Origin of the sequence: Sinorhizobium sp. NG07B, assembly GCF_002532005.1 — a bacterium.
Lineage (GTDB): Bacteria > Pseudomonadota > Alphaproteobacteria > Rhizobiales > Rhizobiaceae > Sinorhizobium > Sinorhizobium fredii_C.
On record NZ_NWTD01000010.1, the window covers coordinates 18450 to 38584 of the forward strand.

11 protein-coding genes are annotated in these 20135 nt (G+C 55.0%); 2 read left to right on the forward strand and 9 right to left on the reverse strand.

What is annotated here, in order from left to right; all coding sequences use genetic code 11:
• Window positions 1-167 precede the first annotated feature (167 nt).
• The 4 genes from CO664_RS24020 to CO664_RS24035 all read right to left on the reverse strand — a co-directional run bounded on the left by CO664_RS24020 (window position 168) and on the right by CO664_RS24035 (window position 8275).
• A complete protein-coding gene (locus tag CO664_RS24020; RefSeq protein WP_097540129.1) occupies window positions 168-1760 on the reverse strand; it encodes a hypothetical protein in 1593 nt (530 codons plus the stop codon).
• A complete protein-coding gene (locus tag CO664_RS24025; RefSeq protein WP_234820324.1) occupies window positions 1753-5415 on the reverse strand; it encodes a S8 family serine peptidase in 3663 nt (1220 codons plus the stop codon). The genes CO664_RS24020 and CO664_RS24025 overlap by 8 nt, the downstream gene beginning before the upstream one ends.
• Window positions 5416-5571: 156 nt before the next feature.
• Window positions 5572-6750 carry a hypothetical protein gene (locus tag CO664_RS24030; RefSeq protein WP_097540130.1) on the reverse strand — a complete coding sequence of 393 codons (1179 nt, stop codon included), beginning with the start codon at window positions 6748-6750 and terminating at the stop codon, window positions 5572-5574.
• A 1189-nt stretch (window positions 6751-7939) separates the two neighbouring features.
• Window positions 7940-8275: a hypothetical protein gene (locus CO664_RS24035; RefSeq protein WP_141471761.1), complete on the reverse strand. Its 336-nt coding sequence runs from the start codon at window positions 8273-8275 to the stop codon at window positions 7940-7942.
• 470 nt (window positions 8276-8745) lie between these two features.
• Between CO664_RS24035 and CO664_RS24045 the strand changes: the two genes are divergently transcribed.
• Window positions 8746-10596 carry a hypothetical protein gene (locus CO664_RS24045; RefSeq protein WP_141471763.1) on the forward strand — a complete coding sequence of 617 codons (1851 nt, stop codon included), beginning with the start codon at window positions 8746-8748 and terminating at the stop codon, window positions 10594-10596.
• A 216-nt stretch (window positions 10597-10812) separates the two neighbouring features.
• Here CO664_RS24045 and CO664_RS30345 read toward each other — a convergent pair whose 3' ends face one another.
• The 5 genes from CO664_RS30345 to CO664_RS24070 form a co-directional block, all read right to left on the reverse strand.
• Window positions 10813-11196 carry a hypothetical protein gene (locus tag CO664_RS30345; protein ID WP_141471766.1) on the reverse strand — a complete coding sequence of 128 codons (384 nt, stop codon included), beginning with the start codon at window positions 11194-11196 and terminating at the stop codon, window positions 10813-10815.
• A 538-nt stretch (window positions 11197-11734) separates the two neighbouring features.
• Window positions 11735-13615, reverse strand: a complete 1881-nt coding sequence (locus tag CO664_RS24055; RefSeq protein WP_097540135.1) for a cell wall hydrolase — start codon at window positions 13613-13615, stop codon at window positions 11735-11737.
• A complete protein-coding gene (locus CO664_RS24060) occupies window positions 13612-14934 on the reverse strand; it encodes a peptidoglycan-binding domain-containing protein (protein WP_097540136.1) in 1323 nt (440 codons plus the stop codon). The genes CO664_RS24055 and CO664_RS24060 overlap by 4 nt, the downstream gene beginning before the upstream one ends.
• A gap of 573 nt (window positions 14935-15507) precedes the next feature.
• Window positions 15508-17325 carry a hypothetical protein gene (locus CO664_RS24065; RefSeq protein ID WP_097540137.1) on the reverse strand — a complete coding sequence of 606 codons (1818 nt, stop codon included), beginning with the start codon at window positions 17323-17325 and terminating at the stop codon, window positions 15508-15510.
• 24 nt (window positions 17326-17349) lie between these two features.
• The gene (locus CO664_RS24070; RefSeq protein WP_141471768.1) at window positions 17350-18003 is read right to left on the reverse strand and encodes an SLATT domain-containing protein; all 654 of its coding nucleotides are present in this window, start codon (window positions 18001-18003) and stop codon (window positions 17350-17352) included.
• Window positions 18004-18488: 485 nt separating this feature from the next.
• Here CO664_RS24070 and CO664_RS24075 point away from each other — a divergent pair, with 485 nt between their 5' ends.
• Entirely contained in the window at window positions 18489-19763 is a 1275-nt protein-coding gene (locus tag CO664_RS24075) for a hypothetical protein (protein WP_097540139.1), read from the forward strand.
• Window positions 19764-20135 lie beyond the last annotated feature (372 nt).

Here is a 20135-nt window from a genome sequence, read left to right on the forward strand (position 1 = left end):
TATTCTCAGAGACGGTCATGGTCTCAACCTAAATCGAAAGCCAGAATCACTGATCTCTGTGTCCATGCCGGGAATTTACTAAAACCATCGCTACATATATCCTAAGCGGACGAGTTGCGTGCTCTCGAAAAACTGGACTTCACGAATATACTTCTTGCAACTGCGACCTAAGCGAGGTCAAACTCTACCCACAGACCCCCATTGCAGCGAACTGCCTGGAGCGAACCGGACGGGGCGCTCAGTCCGAGCGGGAGCTTTCCGCTGCTCACCCAAGCATCGTCAGCGCGAACAGTTCGCCCCTGCGTGCGAATGTCGAGATCCTTAAGGATCGAGTGGAAGGGCATTTCGCCCCATCCGACCTTCTTTGCATCCTGCTCATTGGTTGGAATAAAGGCTGACAGATCTCTGTTGATCATCAGTTGCAGCCCCTTCGCTTTCGCAGTCGCATTGTGGCTGCCGTGATGGCCAACCGTGTAATAGACAGCCCGCGCCAGAAGATCGGACCCGGTCACTTCATCCGACCCAACTGCCCATTTCAGATCCTGCCAGCTGAGCCAACTGCCGATCTGAGCATCACCCACGAATAGCATCACTCGACCCGTTTCCACCGACTCGAAAGCAAGTACGAGGCTGGTGTTGTTTGTCACGTCGTCGAGCTGCATCGCAAGAGTGGCGCTCGCAGCCAGCCAGTCGAGGTCGATCCGGCGCCAGGAGTGGTCCGTGAGATTAGGATCTATGTCGCGGGCCGCTTTGCGCGCAGCCGCAGTTTGCCCGGAACTCTGAGGTGGTGGCCCGCAGTAGTGCTTTTCGAGAAAATCAGCGACCTGATGCTCCTCGTCGCCTTCTGGCGTTCCAAGAACCTTATTTAGCGGCATACCGACGTTGAGATCAAAAGGTGCACCGCTATCGCCGGTACCGTCGCTCGAAAGGTTGAAAGCGCCGCGAAACGCCGCGATAAGCGGAGAGCCGGCGCCACCGCCAATATCGTACATCTCGCTCTCACGCGCTGCGATCTTGAGCAGTGTTTCGTCGCGTGGCGGACCTAGCACATAAATGCGCAGACCGTCGACGCCTTCTAGGGATAGCACCCCACTCGATGGCTCAAGATATCTGATGCCCTTCGTCGCCAAGGCCGCAGCCGCATCCCGCGCCGCCCGAACACGCTCGCCCTTAACTCCAAAATTAAATCCTAAGATGGCCTCAAGGCCATCGCGCACATTGGCGAGATGTGCGTTGAGGCTTTTGACTGAATCGAGCTGGCGCCCGGCTTCGCCGAGGACAGCAAGAGCCTGGCCCTTGAATTCATCCAACTTGCGCGCCTGAGCGTCGCGCGGATTCTCGGTCCAGCCCATCCAGACCTCGCCGATCGTCAGTTGCTTGAACTTATCGGCCGCCGACAGGAACCCTGAAAGATGGTCTATGTGCTCATGGGTAATGACAAGGACGTCGAGCCTTTTGGTAACCGAAGCGATATCTGCTACCACCGCGTCGACTTTTTGGGAGCCTCCCTTGACCGAACTGTGAATGCCGCAATCGATCAGCATGAAGAAATCGGAACCATCTGCCCTGCGAAACTTGAGGAGATGGCAGTCACCCAATCCTTGGCAATAGTGGCGTACAGTCAGAAACGCCGGCTTGGATTTAGAGGCCGCTTCGGCCGCGAGCACCGCGATCCGGCGCCGGGCTGCTACCTCTGCAGTCTCGCCCGGTATGCGGTGGCGGGGGGTTGATGCAGTGATCTTGTCTGATGCTCTAGCCATGGTCGCGCACCTCGTGGCTGCCATGCATTATCGCAAATGGCTCGTCTTGCGTTCGACCGAAATAAAGGCTGTGCAGCGGCGAACCCAAACTGTTCATCGCCATATGCTTTTGCCGGGCCTGACGCGACGTGCTACCACCGTTCTTGACAATGACATAACGGATCTTTTCATTGCCTGGCCGGGGGTCGAGGATCAAAGTCGCACCACCACGGAACCAATAGAAGCCATCAGCGACATTCTTGCCGTCTAGCGGGATCGCCTGCCGCTGGGTTATGACGGCAACAAACTCGGTCCGGAACGTGCCGTCCGAGCAAACACGCCGGGCGGGACGCAATCCGTGCACTTCGAAGGTAGTTTCGCCCAGCGGCGGAGTCTTGGTGACGTTCGCAAAGCGGTCGTATCGCGGCACGTCGGGAACGAGGCCAAAGTGCCTATAGACGCTTGGCTCGTTGGCAAACAGCTTTTTCATGCGATCAAAAAGGATCCAACGGTTCTTCTCGTTGCGCGCAAAAATCGCCGAGCGGTCGGACCCCTGGTCCCAACTCAGATCGACTCCCTTCAGAAGCCCCTTCAACCATGGTGGCCGCGGTTCATCCAGAGTTCCCCAAGCGAGCGATTCCTCGGAGATTGTGCGCATATCCCGCGGGAGGATGCCGCGATTGCGGAAGGCTTCCATAAAGGCGGTTCGGTAGCCGTATACATCGTCCGGCACGTGATCAATATCGGCGGTAATGAGCGCGCGGAGGTATTCACCGAAGGTGATGTCGACCGGTGGCGCATAATCGAGCGCCCGGATGCACATACGAAGCACGTGCCCCGCCGTCTTGCTGGTCTCATCGGCCAGTCGGTTGACGAGATCAGGGTGCAATGCTCCCTTCGGCAAGATTCCTGTTCCGTTGCTCGCAATCCGCAACAGATCGCCGACCCGCCGATTGACGATATTGAGGAAGGACTCGTAAACAGCGAAAACGAGGATAGAACCTCGATCGTGAGGCTCCAAGGTATCCTCGTAGCGCATACCCTGTGCGGCAGGATCGGTGTAGTTGCGCAACGGCCCACGGCGGGAGCCGCCCTCACCGAACTGCTTAGCCAGACCACCAAGCAAGGACATGGCGGTAAGCTTGCCCCTCGCCCGCGCGATCTCGAACCGAACGAGTTCGGTGACGGTAAAATGCTGAAACAACGCCACAATGTCGGCGAAGGCCTCATGGAACGCCGGCACGTCAGGATTCGACGCATCCTGAAATCGGCGATGCAGACCGTCGAGTAGAGCGTGCGACATCTCATGAGCGATGATATCGCTCGAAAGACAGGAAAAGACCATCGAACCAGGTGCTGTTGCGTCGCCATCACGGGAGTCGGCCTGGAAATAACCGAACAGCAAAGCCTTCTTCTCGGGACTGTAGTATGCATTCGGGCCCCGAAACGCGTGCGGATAGATGCGTAGCCGCGGTACCTCATAGGCCTTCGACTGCTCTTTGCCATCCCGGTCGACGTGGCTGACAAATCGGGGTGCCCAAAGGGCGCGCCGGCCCAATGCCTGCTCAAACTGCCGAATAGTCGTCATCGCCACCGCATAGACCATCTGCTGGTGGAACTGCGGATTGCCCTCCGATGGCGGCCAGCCATCCTGTGCAAGCAACATCTTAGCATTGAGATCCACTGGCTCGTAGATGCGGTTCGATGCCGAGTCGATGTCGACGACTTCGAGATATTCGCCAACCGGCCCAGATTGAAGTGGATCCTTCGTCAGCGGCGCGTCGTCCCACGGGACGGATAGAACACACTCGTTCACCGCCACCGAAGCAAGCGATTTGGCGACACTTGGATCCAGCGCATAGACCCGAAGTCTGCGATGCGGAATACCAGGCTCCCTTACCTTCCGCTTGATTGGAGACGGGGCGACCACGCTCGCCGCAGGCACCATCGGTTCTCGTCCAAGCATTTGGATCAGCGCCGCTCTCAGCGGCTTCGAAGGATTGCCGAGATCGAGCGCCGCTTCGAGATAGCGATTACGCGCCGCGGCGCTGATTCGTTCTTCCGGCAGGTCCGGATCGCCGATCGCCTCGTCGATTTGAGCAATGCGCTGTGCCATCTGCGTGAGCTCGAGCGCCAGCATTTCAGGGCGCTTGCGCGTGATCTCATCAGCCCCTGCGAGACTGACGCCGCCGCCGAAGACCCCATCGAGCCAACCGAGGGTCGAGCGGGCCGGCGGTAGCTTCCTTGCGCGCAGCTCCGCTTCTGACAACGGTGCGACGTCCAGAGCTTCGCGTGCACGCATTACTCCCTGACCGAGTGTCCTTTGCGCCTCCTCTCTGGACATACGAGGCGTCGATTTTGAGGCCGCCGTGAACAAGGCGTGGCGCACCGCTTCGACCCGCATCCAGGGCTCAGAATAGGCGCCTGCAATATCCCAGTGCTCGGCGAGCCAGAGGGCAGCAGCGGCGGCAATCTGCGGCGTGGCCGCGGAGGTGCCCGCGCCATCCATGTCGACTACCTTGCCGCAATCGATTTGCGCCCAGGGAACGTTCGGCGTAAACGCACCAAGTGCGGTGTCCATTTTGCTCGCCGGGCCAAAATTGCCCTGCATCGTGCCCAATTCAAGATTGGAGTAGGGCCGACCATCGGCCATGACCCCACAGGCCGCCAGCACCCGCCTGAAGCGGGCAGGATAGACGACCGTCTTTGGCATCAGCACACCCGCAAAATTATTGCCGGCGGCAGTCACCATTACGACGCCAAAGTCATAGGCGAGGTTGACCGCATCAGCGAGCGCTTGGGAGGAAAAGCCTCCCATACTCATGGAAAGGACGCGCGCGCCCTTTTCACAGGCATAGCCAAAACCCTGCACCAGCGTTCCGGTGGTGAAACGCACGACCCAGTCCGCTATCCGGATCGGCAGGATCTGCGCGAATGGCGCTCCACCGACAAAATCGGTATAGCCGCCCCAACCTGGTGAACTACCATCGAGCATGTTGCCCGCGAGAAGACTTAGAGTACCAGTACCATGCCCGCGGCTGGCAAGCAGGTCACCTTGCGGAGCGTGATCACTGGCATCGTCGCGTCCGTGCCCGTCCGACACAAAATTGCGCTCCCACTCATGCTTCAAATACCGGGGCAATGTAATCTGTCCCGGGTCATAGCCAGTGTCCAGGTGGGCGATGAGGATCCGCTCCAACTTCTCACCGACCCTGGTCCGTGCCTCCTGGAGCTGGCTGTATTGGTCACCAAGACTCCATGCGGGACCTGGTCCTGGTGCCTTCCTTCCCTTTTTATCTTGATCGTCAAAGCCGCAAACATCCGCGGCCGCCGGCATAGACCCAGCTGACTGGCTACGCTCGGTGATCCATTGCTGCGGGAGGTCGGGCTCGACCGCCTCGACGCCAGGCAGAGCGCCGATGGAGAATGGCTGCGCCGTATCGAGTGTGGCGTGAGCTCTGTCCCAAGGATTCTCGAGATCCGGAACAGACGTGCCTACCCGCATCCAAGTTGAAGACCCGCCCCGCCCGAGCCCAAGCCCTTGCGTCGCACTCGCCGGAACCGTCAGTATTGTTTCGACCGCTCCACCTGTCACGCCCAGAGATCTGCGCATGTCATCCGCGAACCGGCTACCATCGCCGGAAACCTTCACCAGCAGTCCAGCCAGGTTCGACACGGCCCCCTCCCCGTTCTGTTGAAACTTGCCCGAGTTTCTAGCTCGCCTTGTTATCCACCGGATCTCGAACCGACCACCACCTGCAGTGGAAATTGGATGATGTACAGACCAACGGTGCACAAAATCGTATGGGCAGATTCTGCCACCAAAGGGGTCTCATGCGCCGGTATTAGACGAGCCTTGTGGTGGCTCGCTGACCAATCCTTGGACCGAGGTCACAAGCCTATCTAAAAGCGCAAAGAAAACGTCGATGCTGAAGCCAATGATAAATGCGAAAGCAAACGAATTGACGGAAAGACCCACAAAGCGCTCTAGGTCGCTTGGCTGTGGAGCCCAAAACCAAGCAAAGATAATTCCAGCAAAGCCACCAAGCGCCACTCTGTGGGCGATTTTCTCAATCGGCGGATCTGGAAGAACAGGGTTGAGGATCGATCGCATGTAAAAAACCAGGGCACCTAAGGCTCCGTAGAGGCCAGGCAAGACCCACATGCCCATTATCGAGATCGCCTCTTTGATGTCCGCGCCGAGAGACGCCAGATACGGCAAAGAGTAAGGGGAAATAATAAATCCTTCGGCGCATGCAAAGTTAACGATCAGCTTTTTATTCTCTCCCAAGATACTTCCGGGGGGCTTCTGCAAAAACTCCGCCACTAGCTTGCCGACGGGTTCCGCCTCACTTTCTCCGCATGGGATTTCGGGGAGCTTATCCTGACTTATTGTTCTCGAACCATCGCTGTGGGAGCTCGCCATCGCAGGGGTTGCGCCAACGATCGGGAGCGCTTCTGTATAGGACCTGTATTGGGCCAAATAATCTTTCACCTGAAAATCAAGTTGCCGGAGTTCATCAAGCATCTTGTAGTAGGTCTCAGCACTATTCTTGTCCGAATCAAATTTCGCACTACGCCATTCACGGGCAACCGCCGCCATCTTTTCTGCTGGATGATCCCCATTTATCTTTTCCACCAGCGAAACTAATTCCGTTCCTCTGTTGTAGAGTACGGTGAAATACGCAGTGATTGCCATCAAGAGTATAGAGGCCGCTATCAGAACATATCTTCTGACACTGTCACCCGTAGTTTGCTCATCGAATGGGTTGTTTCGGCGCAGATCCAGGAGCGAAATCGGATGCAATTGCCCGATCGCCTGGTTTACGGCTTGTTGAAGGGCGACGGTTTCGGACGCGCCCCACGTTTTCACCGTCAGGTTTTCATACGTCCTAATCGCATCTAGAAGTTCGGCGTTGCGAAGGCGGCCTGCCCGCTGGCTGTAAGACGCTATGAGTTTCGCGTCGTTGAGAAGCGACGTCAGTTCCGCTAGATCTTGTTCGGTAGGCATGTGCAACTACTCCAGCCATCAGCCAAGCACTCCCGGAACGAATCCGTAGGAGGTGTAGCAGCCACAATGGGCTCCCGGTGGTCCCGGGGGGTTCGCCCAACACCAGAACGTGGGTGTCAGACAGATAGTCCCAGGCGCATGAGGGGGCACTTGTGCCAGTGCGGCCCGCACCGTCACGAGAGTAAGGACGGCAACAACAGTAGCGAGTGCTGCATACTTCATATAATGATCCTCGCCTAACTCAACCGCTGCTCGCTGCAAACTCTTCTGATTCCTCAGACGCTTTATGCTTCTACATTACGAACCTTTTGGACACTGTACATTTTGGGACGTAAGGCTTAGCCGCTTAGTGGGCCCGCCGGTACACGGAAGGCGTTGATAAGCGTGGGCCATTCCGTTCGAGCCTCGGCAGCTCACATGTCGCCAGCCGGCGGAGTCGGATGACCGCAATATGTTCTCACGATGAAACCAGCAATAAAGGAGATGTGTCTTCGCAGCAAAAAATGCAAAGACAAGTTGCCGAAGCGTTTAACGCGAAATAATACGTCGAACTATGAAGTTAAAACCCGGCGAATATATTTTGATGAATGAGCCCCGCTCAATTTTTTCGTTAGTACATTAGAATTTTCTATTTGCTAATGCAAGCCCAAAGTGCAAACAGAAACGGACGACATCTAAACTATTGATTGCAAGGGACAATATCGGTTTAAAATTGGCCACCGTGGCACGTGAAGCGGGGCGCACCCTCAGTTGTAGCCTCCCGACAACGACCCAACGTGGGGCCTCCATCAGCATTCGCAATGCTTACCGCTTTCCAGTTTCAGCCTCGGTACCGACAGATGAGATCCGAGAGATATCTCGATCGATCACAACGGGGTATGCGGCGCGATATTCGCGGAACTTCTCAGCAATATTGGCCGCCGTAAGAGGCTGCCACACCGGATGGTCGTCCTCAGAATACCGGGCAAGGACGTAAACCAGGACCTATAACAGGCGCGAACAGAGGAAAACGCCAGCGTCGTCCGAGGAAGATGAGCGCCGTCGTAATAACAAGCCATATCGAAACGGCAATACAGATCAGTGCAAGCGGGCCGAGATCTTGCCATACTCTGACATGGTCAAACGGGATCCCAAGCCATGTTGAATTTTACCTGAGGCCCCGAAAGAAGCACAAACATTGAAAAAAGCATCAAAGCAACCAGGGCGCGTGTAACCACCGTTTTAGAAGCGGATGAAGCCCCAGCCCATCCGATGCGTCGAAGATAAACAAACCTGCGACAAGTGTCACCAGCGCCGCGAGTGACCAATTGTGCAGGATGCGCGCGGCGCTCGACCCAGATACCTCGGCGCCGGAAGAAGATCGATAGACGCTGATTAAGTAGGCTATGATCGGGCCAAAGCCGACCACGAACGGAAGCAGATTTTTTTGGGCATGACGGCGCCTCATAATAAGCATCGTCGACGTGGACCAGGTCATGGTCAACGAAAGACCAAGGATGGATAGCAATCCAGCCATAATCGGCACGGAACTTTCAGGAAAGCTCGTTCTCCGAAGCACGATGGCCGTAGTCGACCAGAAACTCGTCCAGCTGATCTGTAATAATCGATGGATGGACGAGGCACCCGAGGAAGACAACGGAACCGATCAGCGGTAGCCAAGCAAGGCGCATGTCATCGAGAAACCTGTGCAAGCTTCGAGACGCAACCCTCATCATGGGCTTTGTCACTTCACTCTCCAAGAAGAAAATACGCCTCTTGTATCATCTATAAAAATTTAATAACAATTCGAATTACATTCCGTTTTATACAATTCGCGTATATTTACACAATTAAAAAATTGCATTAGAAGAAAATTCAGAAAAATCACTTTCGATAGAGATATTGACAAATATGCGATTCTTTCTTACGACCTTGATCGCAAGCGCATCATACGCAACGCTTGTTAACGCACAAGAGCCTACGCCAATTGAATGGGAACTGAGAAGGCCCTTCAAGATGTTTGGCGACTTTGGTAAAAACGACAAGTATTTCAAACCCGCCCGCGTCGATCGATCCCTATGGGATTACCGGCGCGATCTTTTTGTCGACGCCTCCTGCACCACCACCCCCAATCCGGTCAGCTGCTCGGAGCAGAAACTTGGGGCGACCCGACTACAGACTATGCGCGACAGCCTCGTCGCCCCCTATAGACCCGACAACAACTCGCACCTTCGCGATGCGTGGCTCGCTACCGCCACGGCCTGGAATAATCGAGATCGCGTTTATGACCGAACGATGCTCGACCAGTCCGGGCGTGTCGGCATCAAAGCCCGCATTTCGGATCCGTCTGTCGCTTCCCTCACCTGCCAATGGTCAACCGATGGGACTGCGGTCGATGCCTGGAAGATCCGATGCGGCGATTGGCTGAAAAACATCAACATCAAGCGCGGCGCCGTTTCGAGCACTCTCAGCGTGAAAGTGCTCGAAACGGGGAAGACCTATAGCTTGTCCGGGTCCGACACCTTGGTGCGAGAACGGTTGATCGTTGGCCTTGGAGACTCGTTTGCGTCCGGCGAAGGCAATCCCGACATTCCGGTGAGACTGTCGAATGAGCTCGACGGGGACAGTGCTTTCCCGCTTCCGAAGAGGCGTGCAACAAGCTCGATGATGCAAACGGACGCAGCCCAATGGCTGGATCGTGACTGCCACCGCTCGCTGCTCGGAGCTCAGCAGCGAGCGGCAATCCAGTTTTCAGCTCGACGACCGAAAGAGGAAACCATCTTTCTCGGCTTTGCCTGCTCCGGCGCCGAAATACTCGAGGGGATCGTCGGCCCCTATGCCGGGACTGGTGATACCTCCCAGTTTTCCCGTGCCGGCCGTGATCAGGGGCGGTTCGATCAATGGGACGAGTCGCAGATAAACCAGGTCATTCGTGCGCTATGCACTGATCCTGTTGGGGAAGCATTTCCCTACAGGGAAATCTATCAGCCATCAGAACTGCGCAACGGTGCCTACGCTAAGAACCTCGAGGGCCTGCACAAAGCCAATGGTCTGGATGCCCTCCTTGCGAGGTGCCCATCGGGCTTCAAGCGTCCCATCGATGCGGTTTTGCTGTCGGTTGGAGGAAACGATATCGGTTTCTCGAAGATTATAGCCGGCGTAATCGTGGAAGGCTGGTTCAGGTCTCGCCTTTTCGGCCTGGCAGGACAGATCGTCAAGCCCGAACGAGCCAGGGAAACGATCAAAAACACGCTCCCGGAGAAGTACCGTACCCTGGATCGCATCCTGGAGACGCACCTAGGCATCAAGGATGCGCGCAGAGTCATCATCAGTGCTTACCCCAATCCGGCGACCGACCAAAAAGGCGCGCTGTGCGGCACAAATCCAGGCGGCCAGCAACGGGGACTCGAGGCCTTCCCGGCGCGAAAGACCGCGACGTTGTCCGCCGGCGAAAGCGAAAGCATCATCAAGAACGTTATCGAGCCATTGAATGCCACGATCAGAAAGGCGCCCGATCGAGCCAATCGCAACTGGACGATCGCTGACAGCCACCTCGGGCGCACGATCGGTCACGGTATCTGCGCGGAAGGCACGGTCTCCAGGGAAGATACACTCACGACCAGTGACTATATGTCCGAGTTCAATCCATATGCCGAAACGACGCGCTGGTTCCGCACCATCAATGACAGCTACCTCATTCAGAACCAAATGAAGGTCGAGAGCGAAATAGACGGATCGCTCACGTCGCTCATCGCGGACAAGTACCTCAAGGTCTATGGGATGATACACCCGAACAGCATGGGCTCAGCGGTGAATGCAGACGCGTACCTTGCCAAGCTGGAAGAGATCATTCCCATCGTACAATAGAGCCGGTTTTGGCTTGCTGTGTCGCCGTCTCGTCCTAAAGCTGCATAACTTTGGCAGAAATTCTAGCGCGTCCAGAGATCAAGGTCGATCGAATCGAATTCGACGAGCGCTGCGCTTTCTGGTCCTATGCATGCGACAATAACCATGATGGAAATCGTTATCGTGCCGTAGGTTACTTCCCCGCTCTCGGAATCGGGCAACGTTGCCTCGACCGGACTATAGAGCGGACCGTACGATCTCCACATTGTTCTCTCCGCATGGAAGAGGAGCTGTTAGTGTTTGGCTCTCATTCGCCAGCCCAAGCCCCAACTGAATGGTCGTCCTTGCCCCATTTGTCAGAATGGCATGTCCTCTGAAATCGGCTCGCATCGCAGACCAGGTGCTGCCCGGCGGGATCTTAGGGGTTATAGAACCAGCAAGGATGGATACCGCTGTTGGCTGAGCTTTGAGGTCTATCCGCGCAGAAAAACCTTCGATCAGAATAGATATCTGCCGCCCATCTGGGGACGCGGCAGGTGGGACAACCCTGGCTTCCGCCGGTGTGATAGAAAGAACATTGAATTCACTCCAATCAATGACAGCTTGCTCATTGTTGGCCACGTTGCACTCCTCTGTCAGATCGCTTTTCTGATGCCAAGGGGATTTCAGGCAGCGGATACAAATCCTCTGGAAGAACCGCTCTCCAGAGGCTGCAATGCTTGTCTACTAACAGGCAATAGGTTTGCCCACCTTCGCCGTTCGTCCGCGACAGCCCCCCGGCTCCCCCATGATCTACTTGCAATTATGCGTCTTATATTAGAGTGTAGAAAAACATCGGGCAATTTGAGACTGTCTATTTTGCGCAAGCTAATTATGACGTCGCAAGAGAAGCTGCACCACACCACGGAGGCAGACCTTCAAATCATACGGACAATAATCCTCGAATGGGATGCACAGGGTTATTGTACCAAATCATTTTGCTGAGTTTGTGGACTCCCAAGGTGGTCTATGGTCTATGGACCTCGAAGCCCGAATCCAATTCGCCCTGGGGCAGTTCAATTCGCTTCGGTAGGCCTACATTGTGCTGCTGCTCACCTACTGCACTCGACTAAAGATCCGGCACCAGCGCCGTGTAAACCTGGAGAGGAAATGTCATCCACTAGGCCCTGACTGCGAAATGCATATGGTTTCCGTGTTGGTTGATCGTAGCGTCGTCGAAAGCAAAAGGACGGCCCCCGTTGAAATTGAAGCGGTTTGTCTTATGTCCAATCTTACGGGAATCGAAGATGATCTCGTCAATTCCGAAACGATCGACGACTGATTGTATTGCAACTTTTGGCAACAGCTTCTCCGCAACATCCTCATTGCCAATGTCCACGGCTTGCCCCACTTGATGGAAGCTACCGCCGTTTGGGCGAACGATTGAGCTTATTTCGATAAACGTATCAACAACGCTTGCCAGGTGAAGCACCAGCCTCCGAAGAGGTGGAACTGCTGAACCATCATGTCCCGTGCCAAGAAGCATCCCACGGAACTTGTCCTTCGGCGGTTGGAAACGAACCTTACCATTGGAAATATGTTCCCGTAGAAGCTCGACCACATCTTCATCGTCTACGGGAGCCGACAGAGCGGCCATTGCGGAGCCATCGCCGTTGAATGCATGTCCCCTGCCCGCATGGAAAATCACGTAGGATCCCGGGGGCTTGTAGAGCGTCCCGTTCTGTTTCCTCGGAAAACCATGATAGTGCACAAAGTCGGTATCTGGATTCCCCGCGATGAATGTCGGATGAGCCTTTACCTCCGCTCCCCAAGCTGGGTTCGATGCGTGGGGATTGAAGAAATGCATGGCGCCCAGCACGACGCTGGAGCCGCCTGAAGCACGGCGCTTAAGATGCGCGTCGACTATCGTGGACACTTCCTCAGAAGGTGGCAATTCGCGCCAGGTTTTGTTTGGCGTCTCCAAGATCGGCGAAAACTGTGACTTCTCGTCAATGACCGCCTGAATGGTGTTCTCGAATTCGGTAGTGTCATCGATCATACGGTTGAAAACTGTGTCGACGACTGCGCCCACCCCATCGATAAATACCTGTTCTCCAAATTGTTTGAAAATACCTACCTCCTTGTTGGACAACCGACTGAGCGCATCGATGTCGTCAGGTTCAATCTTGATCACCACACCTTTGAAATCGGCGGGAACATCATTGAAGCTGGCGTCGGAACTATCCGGCAGTTCAATGGCAAAATCGCGCAGAAGCATCGCCGCCCGATCCAAACCCGCCTGCAGCGCACCACTGCAGCGCTCCAGGAACGTGGACACGATTGCGTCAGCGCCCGCGTTCATTGTCAGCAACCCGCGATTGGCCAGCAGGTCTTGCAACTCGTTTGCGCTGAGTCCAAGCTTATCCAAGATGTCGCTGAGCTTTTTCGCCTGAGCGGAAGGCTCCCGCAGGACCATAGCAGCCGTCGCGCCAAAGATGTGAGCGAGGTAAAGGTCCAGCGAGGTGACGAAGCGTTCCAGATTCTGTGTTAGGATTTCGGAATCCTGCTTGCTCGTGAGCCCCAATGCCAGACATTGCTGATCGGGGAAACTGACGCCCGCTTCACGTAATCCTAGTTCCCGACCGCGATCGCTCTCCGCAATCAGTTTCCAACGATCTTTGGTGAACCGATGAGGCGCAAACGCGCCCTTGCTATCTGAGTTGGCTGTTATCGCCCCGTTACGCCAGTCGTCCCGGCTCTCAACGTGGGCAACAGCCAATAAATAGCCCGCATTCGTCTGGAGGTCCTTCGCAACGGCCACGCAAACGGCAGCGAGTTCCTTTTCATTTATTGATCGGACGAGCGCGGTTTCGCGCAAGTTATCTGGGCGCGTCCATCCTGCTGTGCCGTGATCGTCAACATTGATCCATCGCTTACCGTCCGCAGAATTTGCTTCACCGAGTACTGTCAACTCTGTTTCGGCCAGAACACGATGTTCGGTGAGTTCTCCACCAGCAGCCGATCGAAGAAAGAACGTGAATTTCGCGACAACGATAGTCATGAGCGCGCCCTCTCGATTACTTCATAAGTCTTGTTATCCACAATTCCTGTAGCAGGTAGCTGCTTGCTTACCTGGAAAGCTCTGATGGCTTCGCGTAAGTTTGGCCCGAACTGGTCGCCGCTTTCTATCTTCGCCACTACGTCTGGAGCGATGTTTTGCTCTTTCATTATCGCGGCAAGACTTCCCTTGAATTCCCTGATGTTACGGGGCTCGGGGAAGAGAAACATCTCAAACGTATGGTTCTGCCACGTGTTGCAAAGCGCCGCCGAGCCCTTCGACAAAATGGCCAGTTGCTGGGCCGGGCTATTGATCGTTCTGGGAGCATCACCGCTAGGGATTGTAGTAGTTCTGCTCCACGCGAGCTTGAACTGCTCGATGGCAAGTCTTGTCTTGCTTTCGAGCCCCCCGAAATTTCCGTCATCCGTTACGCAAAGAGCCTGCTGAATGAGCTTGCCGTCCGAACGGTCAATCGCCTTTTCAAAGTTAGTTATTGCGCCGCCAATCTTCCTGCTCCCAATTGGTGTGACGACGACGGGCGTATCAGGACCTAGTGGTACGAACCTTCCCTGACCTCTCTCGGTTGCCCTCAGAGCAGCATTCGGCGAAACCTGTATGCCGCCAACCGTCAACAGCTGTGGCGCGGACAAGTTGCTCGAGCGATCCGCGACAAAGTTTGTGTTGTCGACAGCCCTGTCGATGAGCGACATGATAGTGGGCACGCGGCAGAGATCTAGGTAACCGGCGACCGCGTTCATAGCCAACACCTCTTGGGTATAATTGTTGGCGTGCCTGATCGTCTGTTCTCGGTAGGCAGACTGAGCGCGGGTCACCAATTGCAGCACGCGTGATGGACCAAGATCCACCAGGCGTAGGATCTCATAGTTGTCGATGGTCGATTGAGCGAGGCCGAGCGAAGCCGCGACATAACCTATCGCCTCTAGAGAAGTACCCGCGATCGACATTATAGCCATGGCCGCGGTTCCCGTATCGGAGACTTGGTTGCGCGTGGCACGCAACTTCCGGTCCACAACGAACAGGTTGTCCAAAAACGGCTTGCAGAGATCCTCGTCCACATAGTCATACCCCCCAAGGACGACGAGCTTCCAGTCGGCTGATCCCGGACTCGGCTTTGCGGGAAGGCCTGAATACTCGATCATCGAAGCAACGACACCAACTCTGTTGTTTGCCGCAGCTCTAACCCGATCGGCCCGAAGAACCATCGAAGGCTGTGGATCCGGTGTACATGAGCTCGCGAGTACAACCGCCAACACTATTGTGATCGGACGAAGTCTTTTCGCGCCACTGAGAAACCGTATCATTCCGCCCCTCTGTTGTTGCTCACAATTTTAAAGGCAACTGCCCTTACGACGGACAACGACCAGCAGATAATATTGATAACGCGCCGATTCGAGCTTCGATGCAACGGCAACGCGAGGCTGAACACACAAAAAACTTGTGGATCCACTTTTTTCAGTGCCGAGAGTTGCGCATGCAACCTCTACGGCGAAGCTCATTCATGACCGTTTCAGGCTAATAATCCTATTCTGTCCCGAGCTACCATTGGGTGGTCGTATTTCCGTCAGCGAGAAGAGCGACGCTTTATTTAGATCGGTGGCAAAGGTGTAGGCGTAAGACTTGCCAAGACGTCTGAGCCGAACGCGGGAAGTGATAAGGAATAGTTACCCTCCGGTGCACGCGCGCTCAATTGCAGGGAAAGACAGGCGGGGACGGATGGCTCTCGACGGTAACACCGACCCGTCCGCGATGACGCCCGCAGCGCCATACATCAAAGCAAGGCAGAATAACTCGGAAAAATAGCCAGGAAACCAAGTCTTTACGAGGTCAGGCTGTCTAGTCTGCGGCATTACATGGCTCGCTCCAGAGCAGCGAACTCATTTTTCGCCACTGGGCCGCTTCTGGTTGCGAGGCTTGCCAGTAGTTGGCTTGGCACGCCCTCCCTTCTTGCGTGACTTTATCGCCAACGTCGCCAATGCCTCGCTCGCATACCAGTAAGTGTCAAGTTCGTCCTCGGTGAGGTGTTTCTGAAGCACGGACCTATCCGGATCCCCCACTATTCCTGATCTTCGCTGTACCTTTTTTCTTATGATGTCTATGATTTGGACCGAAACCTTTCGAACCTCCTCCCAACGTTCTAAGTAGATCGAAATGCGTAAATACGTATCCAAAACGGCATCCTGCTTGTGGGACGGAAGCAAAGCGGCAATCGAATTCGGGCTCATTCTTGCAATCAATCGCGCCATTTCTTCCCTTTCGAGAATCGACTCCCCGAATTCATTGAGGTACTCCCACGCGTAGTAAAGAAGATTGTTTTGTGCCCCTAATAGCTCGACCGTCTCGACACCCGAAGATTCACCTAGTTTCAGGGCATCCCGAGATGCATACACGGCGTCACACACAGCAGCGCGATGTTTATCAGGATCGGGCTCGCGCTGAGCAATAGACCAATAACTGAAAGCAAGTTCATTCTTTATGACGGACTTTAATGAGTCGGGGTTTTGCGTTTTATTATCTTTCTTTTCATCCAGGATTCTGATCGCCTGAATATAGGTGTCCCGCGCTCGCTCGTGATTGTCGCGCCGCCTAAGTGCTTGCCCGAGACGCAGGCGACACAAGGCGTTGCGGTCATCCGCCCTGGCTAATGCGCTGTACAAACGTAATGCCTCGTCGTTTGACGCTATGCTGTCGGAATACATAAGACAGAACGCCCTCTCCATTTGAACAAGGTAGATGGCGTCCCTTTGTTGATCCGCGCGGATATCCAACAATCGAAGCTGTTGCTCAATGGCCAGAAACTTGTCGGCAGCATCGTCGAAACCTTCGCTACTGTCGTCTGATTGTGCGGCGGACCGCCGTATGCTAACAGCAGTCTCAAATGCCTCGGTAACGTCTCTTGGAAGTCCCTCAAGCTTGCTGAGTCCTGAATCGCCGCGTGCCCTGGGTCCCTCTCGGGCATCCTTGCCGATGAGAGCAACTAGCTCTGCCTCGCCTTTAATGTTTTCTGCGTATAGCGAACATCCGTCAATTAGTTGCTTTAACGCGTTGAGATGCTTTCCTACAGATGGCTTTCTGTCACTGTTACTGTAGGAGGTAAGATGGCTAATCTGGCCCCAGACGTCCTCCATTGCGGTTCGCACCTGAATCTCAACTGGGATAGCTGAACGTTGCTTCGTTCCATCAAAATTCTCGATGTCGACCTCGCAAGATGCCAACAAGTGAACCGATGAATAAAGCGTTTCGAGACCATATGTTTTGCAACTGCTTGCCGTAAGGTTACGTGATTGCGCCCACGATTCCAAGACACTTTTGAAGGACAGAGGGTCGCTTTCTGGGCGAGCCGTGTACAATATTAAGTTTGGCTCCGCTTTCTTGAATGGAGAATTACCGTTGAACGCATTTTTGTGTTCAATAGCATCAAGAATATTATCTAGCGCCTCAATAACACTTGAGGTGAACAGCGTGACAATTCGAAATCCAATCAGATCGGGAATATCCAAGGCACTTTTATTTGGAAACTCAAGCCTTATACGACTCAGCTTGTCGTAGGCACGTTTTGGCGACTTCACCCGAGAGCTTAGCCGAAAATGAGGTTGCGCAAACAATGGGATCTGACTGAGGGCGCCCTCGATTTTCGTGCGCTGCCCCTCTGCTGCGTGAAGGAGCTTGAGGATCTCCAGTTCAGCGTCAGACACACACGGACCCTTTCGAAAACTTCCTCAGCTTTGTGACGCCGTCTCCTGGGTGAAACCGGGCACGAAATGTTCCGATCCAGCTTGTTTCATTGCCCGTTGCCACAGTCGACTAGACACGTTCGGTGCGCTCTCCGTGATAGCATCAAACGCGAGCCTCACTTCATCGACCAGTGCGGCGTTAATTGTCGATGGAAAGGAAAGGGCTTGTTCGATACGACGTCTGAGTGCCGCAAATTTGGTGGCCGCACCTAAATGGGTATCAGCCTTCTCCGAGAACCGCAGGAAAGTCTGGCAACCAGTTAGAATGGCCGCCACAATAGCGATGATCGCAACCAGCACTCGAAGTCTTATGTCGAGTCCTTCATTTGAATCGAGAGCTGTAAAGACTGTTGTTCCCACGACGGCGGAAAAAATGGCTGCCGGAAGCCCAACAAATAAATGTCTTCGGGAACTTAGCTCTTCGGCCATATAATGCGCCATTTGGCTCCCGCGCGTGCGCTCAAGCCACTTCTCAAGAACTTCTTTCCCCTCCGGACTCGTCACCCTTTCCCCCCGGCAAAAGGCAACCACACACAACACCCACCTCAAACGCTGTGTTGATGCCTGGCCTACATAAAGTTGATTTCCGACGACTACTATCAGATGAGAACTGGCTTGGTCATTTATGGCACTCCACATTAGTTATGATGAATATGTACCTCGGAGCGCAAACCGTCAAGTGTACAACTCGTCGATGCTGCCCTTGAGGTAGCGACATTTGATACGCCCACGCCGCGTCCGGTCTGACGCCCGGATTGCACGTTAGGCCCTCGCCCAACCGCTCTCGCCGAGTCCGGATGTGCGCGCGACTTTTCGACCGCACAGGCGGCTTCGGCCGCGTCATGACCACTGCGAGATTTAGTCCCCAGGCTACGGTTTGCATTGCGCACGTAGGTCGCCCTTCTATCCTTCCACGCGAATGGGGGAACGATCGACCAAAGCTACAATTCGCCGATACCCCGAATTCCGGTGCTCACCAACTCCTCGCCTTGAAGGGATATGACGGGGGTCGCCCTCAATCTTACCTAAGTAGCTGATAAATCAGGGACAAATGGCGGAACATATTGCCAGCCGCATCTCGCTGGTGCCATATCCGGTCTCAATTGAGATCGGGACCTTTCGCTATGCAACTGACACGTCTTGAGCTTTATAAACGGGTCTGCGACCGCCCACTGAGTAAAGTCGCCCCTGAGTTCGGCATTTCCGGCACGGCGCTGGCCGTCATCTGCAAACAATATCAGGTGCCCTACCCCGGATCCGGATACTGGACCCGCAAATCGCTTGGGCTTCCGGCAGAACTGCCACCGCTGCCGGCGACGTCCGACGACATCATTGAGATAACGCCGTCGGTCCCGAAGCCACGGCAAAAGAAACCGCGGGAAGAAGGCTCTGCTCGCCAAACAAGGGCCGCAGCAAAACCTCATCGTCCCGCACGTCATCCGCTGTTGTTCGGTGTCGAGGAGCACTTTAGAAAAACGCGGGATGTGAAAGCTGGGGAATTCCTCAGGCCCTACAAGAGAATCCTTCCAGATCTGATTTCATCAGAACCTGCTTTGCTTCGCGCACTTTCAATCGCCAACGACATCTACCTCGCGCTGGATAAGCAGGGTTATCGGGTGCACATCGCCCCGGCCAACGACGACCTTCGTCGCATCCATGTCAGGGAACAGGAAGTGGAGCGAAAGGATCGCAAATACGGGCGCTACCACTCAGGGAGCATCTGGGGGCCGGACCGACCGACTATCTTCTACGTCGACACGGTGCCAATAGGGCTCGCTCTCACCGAGATGACGGAAAGGGTAACGATGCGATATCTCAACGGTGATTATCATCGTGAGGACAGCAGGCTCGTACGATCAGCCAAGCCTTTGCAACTGACGCACTCCTGGACAACAGAGCAGGATATGCCCTGTGGGCGCTTCCGGGTCATTGCCTACTCGCCAAAGAACGGTGTCGACTGGTCTGTCGGCTGGCAGGAGACGGAGCAGGAGGCACTTGGCACAATGATCCCAAAGATCGTCGAGACGTTGCAAGCGGCGAAAGACAAGCTTCAACGCCTTATGGTAGCCGAGGATGAGGCCGCAGCGAAGAGGAAAAAAGAGCGGGAGGAGGAGTGGGAGCGCTACGAACGGCGAGAGGACGCCCGTAAAGCAGCTCAAGCTCTCACCGATAGTCGGCAGCAATTGGCAGAAATCATCGAGAAATGGGGAAAGGCAATGACAGTTGAGCGTTTTTTCGCGGATGCGGAAGAGCGGCTGTGGAGTGCGGATGAAGAGCGTCGACTGCGCCTGACGGAGCGGCTGGCGCTCGCGAGGGCAATGATGGGAAGCCTGGATCCGCTGGATTTCTTAGAAAGCTGGCTGGCCCCCGATGAAAGGTATCGTTCAAAATATATCTAGGAAGTTGCGATTTCCGGCCTCATTGACACGAGGGGACGAGCGCTCGACGAGGTTCGCCGTACCACAACGAACAGAAAGCTTTTTGCGGCATCTCTGTATCGATCGCGAACGTGCCCGACGATGAAATCAGCATACCAGCATAGCGCCGCAAAGGCGGAATTTCGGGGGTTCTCGACACGTCACGGGCGGTTTAAGAGACCAGCCGCAGGAGCCGCATCCTCCTGTGGCCGCCGGCGCTCCAGGGCCGTATCCGAAAGTACCCAGTAGCTGACATGAAATCGGCCTAGGAATGCAGCTATACGTTAGCTGGCGCGTCATCCGTAGTTGGCTTGTGATCATATCGGATACTTCTCGTCAGAATACTAAGACACG